7 protein-coding genes are annotated in these 13356 nt (G+C 71.7%); all 7 read left to right on the top strand.

Going from position 1 to position 13356, the window contains the following annotated elements; translation table 11 throughout:
- Window positions 1-186: 186 nt before the first annotated feature.
- Window positions 187-1440, top strand: a complete 1254-nt coding sequence (locus tag FMP39_RS02205) for a DNA repair exonuclease (protein ID WP_171410322.1) — start codon at window positions 187-189, stop codon at window positions 1438-1440.
- On the top strand, window positions 1437-4661 hold the full coding sequence (locus FMP39_RS38535) for an AAA family ATPase (RefSeq protein ID WP_141588379.1): 3225 nt from the start codon (window positions 1437-1439) through the stop codon (window positions 4659-4661). Before FMP39_RS02205 ends, FMP39_RS38535 begins: the two co-directional genes overlap by 4 nt.
- A 7-nt stretch (window positions 4662-4668) precedes the next feature.
- On the top strand, window positions 4669-5493 hold the full coding sequence (locus FMP39_RS02195; RefSeq protein ID WP_141588378.1) for a 1-acyl-sn-glycerol-3-phosphate acyltransferase: 825 nt from the start codon (window positions 4669-4671) through the stop codon (window positions 5491-5493).
- A gap of 86 nt (window positions 5494-5579) precedes the next feature.
- A complete protein-coding gene (locus tag FMP39_RS02190; RefSeq protein WP_141588377.1) occupies window positions 5580-8768 on the top strand; it encodes a carboxypeptidase-like regulatory domain-containing protein in 3189 nt (1062 codons plus the stop codon).
- 49 nt (window positions 8769-8817) lie between these two features.
- On the top strand, window positions 8818-9672 hold the full coding sequence (locus FMP39_RS02185; protein ID WP_228557573.1) for a phospholipid scramblase-related protein: 855 nt from the start codon (window positions 8818-8820) through the stop codon (window positions 9670-9672).
- 18 nt (window positions 9673-9690) lie between these two features.
- Window positions 9691-12423: a hypothetical protein gene (locus tag FMP39_RS02180; protein WP_141588375.1), complete on the top strand. Its 2733-nt coding sequence runs from the start codon at window positions 9691-9693 to the stop codon at window positions 12421-12423.
- Window positions 12424-12438: 15 nt separating this feature from the next.
- Entirely contained in the window at window positions 12439-13326 is an 888-nt protein-coding gene (locus FMP39_RS02175; RefSeq protein WP_141588374.1) for a cupin domain-containing protein, read from the top strand.
- Window positions 13327-13356 lie beyond the last annotated feature (30 nt).

Genomic DNA, 13356 nt, shown 5'->3' with positions numbered 1-13356 from the left:
TCCGGGATGCTCCCGGGCCCCGCTCCGCTTCTGGGCCTTCGGCTCTGTCCTACCCGCCACACCCGTTCTGGCGGCGAGTCGACGCCACCCGGGCACAAAGGGAGGGGTCGCTGTCGGCCAGCGACCGTGCGTCCGGGCCGGAATGTCGGGTCACCCGCCCGCATCGGGTACGTTGTGCGGCGCGCCATGCCCTTCAAGTTCGTTCATGCCGCCGACCTGCACCTGGACACGCCTTTCCGGGGCGTCGCGACCCAGGGGCCGCTCCTGGGACGCTTCCAGGATTCGACGTTCCGAGCGCTCACGCGCATCACGGAGGTGTGCCTGCGAGAACGGGTGGCCTTCCTGCTGCTCGCCGGAGACCTCTTCGACGTGAAGGACCGCTCCGTGCGCGCGCGGCTGGCGCTGCGGCGCGAGCTGGGCCGGCTGGACGCGGCGGGCATCTCCACCTTCATCGTCCACGGCAACCATGACCCGCTGAGCGGAGACACCGGCGCGCTGGGGCTTCCGCCGTCGGTGAAGGTGTTCGGCCCGGACTGGGAAGAAGTGGAGGTGAAGCGCGAGGGCCGGCGGCTGTGCCGCGTGCAGGGCATCTCCTATCCGGACGTAGAGGTGCGCGACGACCTCTCCGCGCGCTTCCGCCGCACCGGGGATGGCTTCAGCGTGGGACTGCTGCACGCCAACCTGGGCGGCGCGGAGGGCCACGCCAACTACGCGCCCTGCACCACCGCGGGCCTGGGCTCGCGCGGGCTGGACTACTGGGCGCTGGGCCACGTCCACACGCGCGCCGAGCACATGCTCCCCGGCGGCGGCGTGGCGGTGTACCCCGGCAACCCGCAGGGCCGGCACGCGAACGAAACCGGCCCGCGCGGCTGCATGTTGGTGGAGGTGGAGGACGGCGGCATGCGGCGGCGCTTCATCCCCGTGGACGGCGTGCGCTGGCACAAGCTGGAGGTGCCGCTGTCCGGCGTCAGCACGCTGGACGGCCTGCTGGCCACGGCGATGGAGGGCGTGGAGGCACGCTGCGCGCCCGAACTGGACGGCCACGCGGTGCGACTCACCCTCACCGGAAGAGGTCCGCTGCACCGCGAGCTGGCCCGTCCTGGCGCGCTGGCGCAGTTGGAGGTGGACCTGCGCGAACAGCTCGCGAGGAGTCACCCACCGGTACTGCTGGAGTCGCTGCGGGACAGCAGCCGGCCAGAAGTGGACCTGGAGGCGGTGTGCGCGGCGGGCGGCTTCGCCCGCACGCTGCTGGACGAGGTGGGCTTCCTCGCGGAGGACCCGGCGGCGCTGGCGCGGTTGTGGGAAGAGGAGGCCCTGGGCGCGCTGAGCCAGCGGCTGAAGCGGCTGGGCGTGGACGCGCTGGAGGCGCCTCGCGCGGAGTGGGTGGTGCAAGCGGGGCTGCACGGCGTGGAGTCGCTGCACGAGGAGGAGACGTCATGAAGCCGGGGCTGCGCATCGACGCGCTGCGCGTGCTCGGCTTCGGCCGCTTCTCCGGCCTCACGCGCGACCTGGGGCCGGGACTGCACCTGCTGTACGGCCCCAACGAGGCGGGGAAGAGCACGCTGCTGGCCTTCCTGCGCAGCATGCTGTTCGGCTTCGAGAAGCGCGGGCAACCAGAGCGCTACGAGCCGGCCCACGGCGGCGCGTTCGGCGGCGAGCTGACGTTGACCACCCACGCGGGACCGCTGCTGGTGCGCCGCATCGCGAGCAGGCGCTCGTCGGAGGGCGAGCTGTCGGTGCGCGACGCGGAGGGGAAGGAGCTCTCGAAGGAGTCGCTGGAGAGCGCGCTGGCCCACGTGTCGCGCGAGCTGTTCTTCGACGTGTTCGCCTTCCGCCTGGATGAGCTGGCCGGCTTCGAGCGGCTCACCGAACAGCGAGGCGCCTCCGAGGCCCTGGTGGCCGCCAGCATGCGCGGCGCGCGCCGGTTGCCGGAGGTCATGGACCAGCTCCGCAAGAGCACCGAGGGCATCTACAAACCCAACGGCGTGAAGCCTTCGCTGAACGAGACGCTGAAGGCCCTGGAGGACGTCCAGGCACGGCTGAGGCAGGAGGGAGACCGGCCCGCGCGCTACTTCGCGGAGAAGGAGCGGCTGGGCGCGCTGGTGGAGGAGCAACGGACGCTCGAAGCGGCGCTGCTGGAGACGGGGACCGGACTGGAGCGGCTGACGCGACTGGAGGCGGCGCTCGGGGACGTGGCGGCGCTGACGCAGGCGCGCGCCGAGCTGGCGACGCTGCCCGCGTTGGAGACCTTCCCTGAGGCAGGCGAGTCGCGGCTCGAGGACGGCCTGCACCGGCGCCGAAGCTATCGCGCGGAAGGCGCCCGACTGGCGGAGCGACTGGCCACGGTGGAGGCCGGGCTGGAGCGGCTGTCCGCGCCGTCCGGCGTCCGGGGTCGCGAAGAGGCGCTGAGCCAGGCCCTGGCGGCATACACCGAGGGCGCCGCGCTGCTGCGCGCCCTGCCCTCCCGCCGGGCCGCCCTGGCGGAGAAGCAGCGGCAGGTGGAGCTGGCCTTGCGCGAGCTGGGCCTGCCCGTGGATGGGCCCGGCCTGCTGGCGCTGGACTTGAGCGTGAGCGTCCGCGTGACGCTGGAGGAACTGGCGCTCCGGCTGGGAGCGGCCGAAGTCGCGCATCGCGAGGCGGAGGGCGCATGGGCCCGCGCCGTCTCGGAGCGTGAGCGCCTGGATGGCGCGCTGGCGCGAGTGGACGCCGAGCTGTCGTCGCTGCCGGAGGAACGGGCGTCGCGAATTCGCCAGCAACAGGCGGGGCTGGGACGGCTGCGCACCGTGCGCGCGGAGATGGAGCGCCTGTCGGAGCAGCGGGCCGAGCTGCACCGGCAATTCGAGAGCGTCCGCACCCAGGGCGAGCCGCAGGCGACGGCGGCGGTGCTGCCCACGTGGTGGGTGCCGGCGGTCGCCGCGGTGGTGGTGGCGCTCACGGTGACGGCGTGGCTGCTGGCGGGCAATGTGGTGGGCGCGCTGTGCCTCGCAGCCGGCTTGCTGCTGACAGGCGTGCTGGAGCTGGCCCGGCGCCGTGTGGAGACGGCGCGCGACGCGGACGTGGAGGCACAACGCGCGCGCCAGCGCTGGCGGCAGCAGGAAGAAGAGCGGCTGCGCGCGGCCTTGATGGGTCTGTCCGCGCGAGAGGAACTGCTGCACCGTGAGCTGCTGGCCGCGGCGTCCGAGGCCGGACTCAACCTGGTCGCGACGGCGGCGGACATGGCGGCGCGGGAAGCCGTGCTGGCGGATGCGCTGGAGCGAGCGGGACGGCGGGAGCAGCTCGAGCGGGAGCGGGAGACACTGCACGCCGAGCACGCCGCCGCGCGACGTGAGGAGCACCGCGCGAGTGAGGTGGTGGGCGAGGCGGAGTCGCGGCAGGGACAGTTGGGCGCGGAGCTGACGGCCCTGCTGTCCCAGCGGTGCTTCCCTCCCACGTTGGCCGCGTCCGCGGCACTGACACTGTGGCGCGACGCGGCGGCGCTCCGTCAGCGACTCCTGGACGTAGGCGCGGAGGAAGCCGCGCTCACGGTGGACGCACAGGTCTGCGCACTGGTGACGTCGCGGCTGTGGGCGGAGGCCGTGGTGGCGGAGCTCGTCCCGGGCGCGACGGAGGCCCGCGAGCTGGACGCCGGTGTCATGGAGCCCCTGGCGTCGCGGGTGGCGGCGGCGCTGGAAGCGGAGCGCGCGCAGAGCCTGGAGCGCAGGACGCTGGAAGAGCGGCGGCACGAACTGCGAGCGGAGAAGGCGCGACTGGACGGGCTGTGCCACGATGAAGAAGCGGCGTTGGCGACGCTGCTGGCCGAAGGTGGCAGCGCCGACGAGGAGACCTTCCGCCGCCGCGCCGCGCAGGCACGCCGCTACGCGGAACTGACGGGCCGGACGCGGGAACTGTCACACCGCATCGAGGCGCGCACGGGCCTGTCGGAGACGCTCGCGCGGAAGGCGCTCATCGACGTGGGCGGCGAGCAGGGCCTGCGCGTGGAGCTGGAATCCCTGCGCGACAGACAGGCGGAGGCCCAGGACCGGCTGAAGGCGGTGCTGACGGAGCGCGGCGCGCTCAGCCACCAGTTGGAGCAGTGGGAGAACGACGACGCGCTGGCGAAGCTCCGCATCGTCGAGGAGTCCCTGCGCGCACGGGCCGCCGAGCTGGCGAAGCAGTACGCGGCGGACCGGCTGACCTTGGCACTGCTGGCACGGGCACGCCGCCGCTTCGAGGAGGAGCAGCAGCCGCGGGTGGTGCAGCTCGCCTCGGAGCACTTCGCCACGCTCACCCAGGGCCGCTACCAGCGCGTCTTCATCCCCACGGGAGAGGAGCGCGAGCTGCGCGTGGGTGATGGCCAGCGTGACTGGAGCGCGGCGCAGCTCTCCCGAGGGACACGCGAGCAGCTCTACCTCGCGTTCCGGCTGGCGGTGGTGCGCGACTTCGGCGAGACACGCGGTGCGCTGCCGCTCATCGTCGACGACGTGCTGGTGAACTTCGACCCGGAGCGGGCGCGAGGCGCCATCCACCTGCTGGCGAAGCTCTCCGAGCACCAGCAGGTCATCGCCTTCACCTGCCATCCCTGGCTGCGAGACGCCTTCGCCGCCGAGGGCGCGCGGGTGCAAGCGCTGGACGCGTCCACGAGCGAACCGCCCGCGCCGGTGTCCGTGCTGAAGACGGGCTAACCAGAGCATGAGCCACGAAGCGGACCGGCGCCGCGCGACGCCTCCAAGTACAAGCCCACACCCCACGAGCCTGTGGCACACTGCGCGCGCCATTCGACTCCTCTTCTCCATCGTCTTCTGGGCGTTCCTGATGCTCTCCAGCGCCGTGCTCTTCGTGGGCGCCGTGCTGGTCTGGCTCGTCACGTTGCCGTTCGACCGCGACGGGCGCGTCCTGCACCTGTATTCGTGCTTCTGGGCGCAGCTCTACTTCTACGTCAACCCGCTCTGGCACCTGGAGGTCGACGGCCGCGAACACCTGCCCTGGCGGGGCCCGGCCGTGCTCGTGTCCAACCATGAGTCGCTCGGCGACATCCTGGTCCTCTTCGGCCTCTACCGCCCCTTCAAGTGGGTCTCCAAGGCGTCGAACTTCAAGCTGCCGCTCATCGGCTGGAACATGCGGCTCAACCGCTATGTCCCCCTGGTGCGCGGTGACAAGGCGAGCATCACGAAGATGATGGCCGACTGCGAATACTGGCTGTCTCGCGGCGTGCCCATCCTCATGTTCCCCGAAGGCACGCGCTCCTCAGACGGCGTCGTGAAGCCCTTCAAGGATGGCGCCTTCGCGTTGGCCTTGAAGCAGCGCTGCCCCGTCATCCCCGTGGTCCTCACCGGCACCGCGCGCACCCTGCCCAAGCACGGCCTGGTGCTGGAGACCACCGCCCGCTGCCACGTCCAGGTCATGCCCCCCGTCGACCCCAGCGCCTTCTCCGACGTGGCCTCCCTGCGTGAGCACGTCCGGAATCTCATCGTCTCGGAAAAGGCGCGCATCGAGGCCCTGACGCCCGGCGCCTGACGCATCCCTCCCGGCCCCTTTCACCGGCTCGAGAACCCAGGCAAAGATGCCCACCGGGTTCGAGGCGGGGCTCTCCGAGGAACGCGATGCGCAAACAGCCGGTGGTGATGATCGCGCTCGGTGGACTCGCACTGGCGCTGGCCGTGGCGCTCGTCCATGTCCAGGACGACTCGGGTGCTCGACCACCGCCCCCCAGCGCGCAGCGCGGTCCGTCGCTTCGAAAGCTCGACGCCCCCACACACCCGCCGAAAGGCAACCACTCGCTCCATGGCCGCGTGCTCGACCCGTGGCGCCGTCCTGTCGCGGGCATCCAGGTCTCCGCCACGCGTGAGATGCCCGGCGAGTCCCTGTCCGCACTTCCCTGTGACACACGCGCGCCGGACGTGTCGCTGTCCTCCAGCGACTGCATGGGAGCGCCCGAGGAGCAGGTGCGGGGCCTCGTCGAGGTGGGCCACGGCGGCGCGCCCGTGGTGGCCCAGGCCGTCACGTCGGCGGAAGGAACGTTCCGTCTCGATGGACTGCCCGAGGGCACGGTGGCGCTCTGGGCCATCGGCGAGCATCACGCCACGCTGGCGCTCGACGTCAGCACCGACGCGCAGGACGTGACGCTCGTCCTCGACCCGGGCCTCTTCCTTCCTGGCCGCGTCATCGTCGAATCCGGCGCGCCGCTGCCCGGAGCCCGCGTGACGCTCTTCCACCAGGAGCACTCCCGCTTCTTCGATGCCAGGACTGGCGCGGATGGCCGCTTCGCCTTCGGTCCGCTTCCACCGGGCGACTACACCGTCGTCGCCGCCAGCGACGGCCTGCTGACAGACTCCCTTCAAGACGTGGAGATGGAGGACCTGAATCCCATCGTCCTCCACCTCCCCCGGCGGCTGTCCGGGCGCGTGCTTGCCCAGGACACGCCCGTTGCCGGCGCGGAAGTCCACGTGGCCTACACGGCGTCCGTCACCGTGACGGACGACCAGGGCCGCTTCTCCTTCGAGCCACTCTCTCCAGGTGATTACGAGGTGCGCGCGGAGCACCAGGGCGCCTACGGCTTCGCCATGGTGACGCTCACCGAGGAAGACGGGGACGCGGACACCACCGTGCACCTGGGCACGCTCATCTATCTGGAAGGCACCGTTCGCGACGAGTCTGGGCGCCCCATCCCTGAAGCCCATGTGGGCGCTGGCGCGGCCAGGGGACGAGCCCCTCCCGTGGACTACGCCACCACGATGGCGGACGGCCGGTTCCGGCTGGGCCCGCTGCGGCGGGAGCCCTACATCTTCAACGTCCTGGCCTCCGGCTATCTGGGCACGCTGCGTGACGAAGTCGCCACGCCTGGACTGCGCCTGGACTTCACCCTCGCGCGCGCCCACGTCATCCGAGGCATCGTCACCGACGCCCAGGGAACCCCCGTGCCCAATGTGGACATCGACCTGGACAGGGAGTCGCTACCCGACACCGCGACAGACTTCGAGCGCGTGGACGCCACCACGTCGGACGAGCACGGCCGCTTCGAGCTCGCGGCCCCCCATCCAGGGCGCTACGAAATCGTCTTCACCAGCCAGGGCCATCTGGAGGCGCGGGTGATGGCGGACGCGCCGAGCCCCGAGCTCCGCGTGGTGATGGAGGCGACGGCCCGCGTGGAGGGCACCGTCACGAGCGCCCAGGGCCTCCCCGTCCACCACATGGCGATTCACCTCGAGGATGACAGCGACACCGGGAACTCCCACGCCGTCGAGAGCGACGAGGAGGGGCGCTTCTCCATTACCGGGGTGCTCCCGGGCACGTACCGCCTGCATGCGGGGACGAACACCCACCCGGCCCCCCGAGCGGCGTCGCGTACCGTCACCGTGCACGGCTCGGAGGTCGTGAATGCCTCGCTGCGGCTGGAGACCGGAGCGCCGGTGTCCGGCATCGTCGTGGACGAGCGCGGGCGCCCGGTGGCGAACGCCACGGTGGAGGGGCAATCCCTGTCGGGCCAGCGCGGCGACCTCCCCCCCAGCGTCACCACCAGCGACGACGAGGGCCACTTCACCCTGCACCACCTGGAGGAAGGTGAGTGCTCGCTGCGCGCGGCGAAGGGCCGGTATGTGTTCGAGGCCACCGAGCCTCGTGCTCCCGGCGTCGCGCATCCCGCGGTCCTCGCGCAGTCGGGAGCTCGCAACGTGCGGCTGGTGCTGCGAAGCCAGGGGAACGTCCATGGCCGCGTGGTGCGCGCGAATGGCACCCCCATCACCCGCTTCACCATCAACCAGGAGCCCTTCCGGGACCCCGAGGGGAGCTTCAGGTTCGCCGCCCCCGCCGTGGGGACACAGCGGCTGACCTTCGAGGCCCTTGGGCTGACGCGCGCCGTGCGCGAGGTGCAGGTCCCCGCGGCCGAGGACCTGGACCTGGACCTGGGGCAGGTGCGGCTGGAGGCTGGGCGCAACGTCCGAGGCCGGGTGGTGGACGCGGCGACGTCGAAGCCCATCGAGGACGCCATCGTCGAGGTCCATCTGCCGGGTGAAGGCGGCACGTTCGAGGAAATCCCCGCGCTGGCCGTGGACGTCTCCCAGCCGGATGGCACTTTCGCCTTCCCACTGCTGGAAGCGCGCCCGCTGGACGTGCTGGTCCAGACGAACCAGGGGCACCCCATCCTGCGCCATCGTATTGGCACGGGTGACGAAGCCTTGGAGTTGCGGGTGTATCCGGGCGCGCAGGTGGAAGGCACCCTGAAGGACCGCGACGGAAACCCCGCGGAAGCCGTCGTGCAGCTCGTCGCCGAAGACAGGGACTACTCCGCCTCCGTGGACGAGGAGCTGGGGGCGTTCCAGGCCCAGAACGTCCCGGCGGGCACCTACACGCTGTCGGCGTCCATGGGACAGAACGCGGAAGGCCGCAGCGTGGCCTTCCTTCCGCAGCGCGTGAAGATTCCCCCCATGGGCAAGGTGACGTTCGCCTTCACGGAAGCAACCGGTGGCGGCACCATGCGACTCGGCATCCGGATGCCTCCGGTCAAGCCGGACGTGGGGATCTACAAGGCGTTGCTGTCGGGCACGCTGCCACCGACCGTGTCCAGCCGGGAGCTCCGCACACGGGCCCGCTTCGGAGACATCCGAGCGTCCACGAAGAGCCTGGAGGGCGTGTTGGTGTACGAGCAGCTCCCGGCTGGGGCGTACACGTTCATCGTCCTGCTGGAAGAAGAGGTGAAGCCCGCTCGCTTCACCGTCCACCGGGAGGAGCTCTTCCTCGCGGAGGGGGAGACGCTGGAGCGGGACATCCAGGTGACGCCACGGCCCCTGCCCTGAGCGCGGGTGCGATTATCGGTTGTCCCAGCCCACGCCTAGAGTGAAGCGGATGAGCGACAAGCGCCCCCTGGCGGACACGACCGAACTGGAGCTGGACTGGCGTGGCCGCGCCCCCCGTCAGCCGGAGGCGCCCTCCAGCGCGGCCTTGGAACCGCTTTCCGAGGTCGAAGTGCCGTCCGGCGCGGGCAAGGGGCTCCCGGGCGACCCGCGCCACATGAGCATCGAGCTGCGCCAGTCGGTGCAGGGGATGATGGAGACGCCCGCGCTGCGCATGCGGCAGATGCGCGAGGGGCTGGAAATCATCTTCGGCGCCCAGACGCGCAACCGCTACGAGGTGTGCGACGACACGGGCCGCGTCGCGCTGTACGTGGAGGAGGAGGCCCGTGGCTTCGGCGCCATGCTCCGGCGGACCTTCTCGCCCTTCTACAAGGCCCGGATGGAGTGCATGACGCTGGGCGGCATCGTGGCGCTCGTGGTGGAGCGTCCCTGGAGCATCCTCCTCACGAAGGCGGACGTCCTGGCCTGGGACGGCCGGCTGATGGCGCGCATCCAGCAGCGCTTCACCCTGCTGGGACGCCACCTGGACATCGTCACGCCCGGCGGCGCCGTCATCGCCACCGTGAAGGGCCCGCTCCTCAGGCCCTGGACCTTCCGTATCTTCCAGAATGACGTGGAAGTGGCCGTGGTCCGCAAACGCTGGAGTGGCTTCCTCCAGGAGAGCTTCTCCGCCGCGGACACCTTCACCCTCGACTTCCAGCCCCAGTGCACCGACTTCCGGCTGCGGCAGCTGGTGCTGGCCGTCGCCCTGCTCGTCGACCTGACGTACTTCGAGAACAACAGCTCCCGCGGCGCCCTGGGCCCGGGGCTGGACCTGTTCGACGCGTTGATGTTCTGGAAGAAGTAGCGTGGTAAATCCCCCTCCATGTCCACGTCCACGAGCGATGCGCTGAGCGCGGCAGACCTGGAGCGGCTGGTCCGCGCCGAGTCCCCTGACCTGGCCGATGCCGTCCTCGCCCTGCTCGAGCAGCCCGAGCAGACGCCAGAGAAGCCGCTGCCGAAGGATGCCTTCACCTTCGACGCGCTCCTCCGGACGCTCACCCAGGCCCGGGCGCACTACGAGTCGGACGGGCGGCGTCAGGCCTCCTCCGAGGCGTGGCAGCGCTACCTGGCGCAGCAGGACGTGCCCCGCCCTCCCCGCCTGGCCCTGGCCGACCTGCTGGTGGCGCTCTACCAGCGCGGCACCCAGGCCTCGCGCGCGGCGCTGATGGACATCGCCCGCCGCGCGGACCTGCGCTTCGGCCTGTGGGGCGGACTCAAGCGCATCTACAAGCTGGCGGAGGCCCACCACGACGCGGAGCTGTTCGGCGTGCTCGCCTGGCGCTTCGACGTGGAGCGCCACCGCCCCAGCGCCAGCCGGGAAGTCTCCGGCGGCACCCTCACCTACCTGCGCCGCCGCGCGTGGCGCTACCTGCGCCACCTGGGCGCCGCCGTGCCGGAGCTCTACCCGCAGTTCGCGGTGGAGGTGCTGCGCCACTACAAGACGGACACCTCCTGGTACGGCGTCTGGGTGGCCCACCACATCTGGGCGCACGGCAGCGGCAAGTACACGCAGGACTCCTTCGCCATGCCGCCGCCGAGCGACATGGTGAAGCACCGCGCCTTCCCGGACGCGTGGAAGCGCTCGCCGGACGCGCTGATGCGCCTGCTGGACGTGTGTGAGTCGGACCCCGCCGCCAGCTTCGCCATCCAGGGCCTGCGCAAGGACTTCCCGGAGGCGCTGCGCAAGGTGACGCCCGCGTGGCTGGACCGGCTCGCCCGCCGTCCGCTGGGCAGCGCGCACGACTTCCTGGTGGAGACGCTGCAGGGCTCGCCCGAGTTCCACCAGGGCCGGCTGCGCGAGCTCGGCCTGCACGAGGCGGTGCTGGCGCTGCTGCTGTCCCCCAGCGCCAAGGCCCGCGCCTACGCCATCGAGTACGCCCGCGCCCACGCGCAGGACCTGCCAGCGGAGCGCCTGGAGGAACTGGTGGCCCAGGGCGCCCCGGACGTGAAGTCCTTCGCCGCGGCCACGCTGGAGAAGCGCAACCCGCGCGAGCTGGGCGTGGCGCTGCTGGGGCGGCTCCTGCAGCACAAGGCCACCTCGTCCTTCGCGGCGGGCGCGCTGGCGCAGTCGTTCGACCGGGCGGAGCTGCCCGCGGACTTCCTGCGCGACATGTACCTGGGCACCGGTGAGCAGCTCAACTGGGTGAAGGGCTTCATCAGCTCCAAGTACGGCGCCACCGAGCTGCCCGCCGACTTCTGGAAGGCGCTGCTGGACGACCCGCGGCTGCAGAAGAAGCCCCACCCCGTGGAAGGCCTGGCGATGCGGGCGCTGTCGGCCTACCCGGCCGCGGCCATCGGTCCGGAGTGGCTGCTGGAGAAGGCCGCCCATCCCCGCATCAGCCACATGGCGACCCAGGCGCTCATGCGCGCGGACAGCCTGCCCGGGCTGGACGTGGAGCAGGTGAAGGCGCGCGTCTTCAGCGCGAAGTACCGGGGCGTGGCGCTGGGCCTGCTGGGCAACCGCAAGCTGTTCACCGCGCGCCAGCTCACCGTGCCCTGGCTGCTGGCGCTGGCCCGCCGCGCCGACCCGGAGCTGCACGGCTTCGCGCACCGCTACCTGCTGGAGAACGTGGCCCCCGCGGACTTCAGCGACGCGGGCGACGCGGCCGCGGGCCTGGAGCGCCTCTTCGAGCTGGCCCTGGGCGCGAAGCAGCCGGCGCCCGTGCGTGCCTTCGCGCAGACGTACCTGCGCTGCCACCACCCCGTCATCGGGCCGGAGCAGCCGGAGTCGAAGTCCTACAACCTCAAGCCCCGCGCGCCGCGCAAGGCGTACACGCCAGAGCTGCTGTGGCCCGCGCTCACCGATTCACGGGACGACGTGCGCCGCTTCGCCCTGGCCATTGCCCGCGCGGAGCTGCGCGCCTGGGGCTGGCACACGCGCGTGTACGAGCTGGCGGACGCCGAGGCGAAGGAGATCCGCAACCTGGCCTATGACGCCCTGCTGCGCGCGGGCGAGGAAGGCGCGGACGCCCGGCACACGCTCCAGCCAGAGGAGCTGGACCCGGTGAAGGTGTTCTCCCTCACGGAGAGCACCAAGCGCAGCACGCGCGAGGTCGCGGTGGAGCTCATCCGCCGGCACTACGCGCGGCTGGGCGGCGCCGAGCGGCTCGCATGGCTGATGCAGAGCGCGGACCGCGAGGTGGGCCTGTTCGCGGTGCGCCTCCTCTGGGAGAAGCACCGCCCCACGCACCTGCCGGAGGGGTGGAAGCCCGCGGGCGCCAAGGAGGCCCCGGCTGCCAGTGGCACGGAGCGCTTCGCCAACGTGGACGCGCTGCGCACCTTCCTGCGGAAGATGCTCTTCGGCCTGCCGCCAGGCCGCGCCAAGGAGGCCCGCGAGGGCGAGGTGCAGAAGCGCCTGTCCGCCAGCGTGGCCAAGCGCCGCGTCATCGAGCTGGTGCGCGACCTGGGCCTGGACGACGCAACCTTCGCCCGCGTGGTGGCGCCGGTGCTGGAGGAGTTCACCGGCTCGCTGGCCAAGGGGGAATGGCAGAGCTGCCTCGCCTCGCTGGTGCAGCTGCGGGCCGCGCACCCGGATGCGCAACTCGGAAGCGCCTGAGCAGATTGAACGCCCATGCTGCTCGATGAACTGCTGAATGGCTTTCCGCGGGAGCGCTTCCTCCAGGAGCACTACCTGCGGCGTCCCTTCACCGGCGCTTCCGCCGCGGAGCGCCTCCAGCGCCTGGGGACGTGGGAGACCATCGACTTCCTCGTCGAGGAGACGGCCTGCGACGTGCTGCTCGCGCGCCAGGGCGTGCCCTACCCGGGAGACAGGCCCACGACGGCGAAGGCGGCGCGGGAGCTGTTCGCGCAGGGCTACACGCTCGCGCTGCGGCAGCCGGACCTGCACCACCCGGACCTGGCCCAGCTGGCGCGCGCCTTCAGCGCGGAGCTGCACGGTCGCATCAACCTGCACATCTACTGCACGCCCGCGGGGCACCACGGCTTCGGCTGGCACTGCGACCCGGAGGAGGTGTTCATCCTCCAGACGGCGGGCCGCAAGGACTACCTGCTGCGGGAGAACACGCTCCACCCCGCGCCCCTGCCGGAGTCCGTGCCCAGCGGCTCCCTGGCGGCGCAGGAGAAGACGCCCGTCGAGACGCACTCGCTGAGCGCCGGGGACTTCATCTACATCCCAGGCGGGCACTGGCACATGGCGCAGGCAACCGAGGAGGCGCTGTCCATCTCCATCGGCCTGATGCCGCCCACGCTCCTGGACCTCCTCGACGGGGTGAGGGCCGCGCTGGCCAGCAGCCCGGTGTGGCGGCGGCGGATGCCCTCGCTGGGGCGTGCCTCCACGCTGGACGACCCGAGCAAGCTGGAGCTGCTCCGGACGCTGCTGTCGGAGCTGGGCGGTGAACTCCAGCGCCAGCTCGCCGACCCTGGATATCCCCTGCGCTTCCTCGCGCAGACGGCCCGGTTCTATCTGCGCTCCACGGGAATCCGGGGCAACGGGCGCTGAGGCGCGCGGCCCCGCGAACTCCCTCACTGC

It is taken from the genome of Myxococcus sp. AB056 (genome assembly GCF_006547365.1).
GTDB lineage: Bacteria > Myxococcota > Myxococcia > Myxococcales > Myxococcaceae > Myxococcus > Myxococcus virescens.
This window is presented reverse-complemented; position numbering and strand designations above follow the sequence as displayed.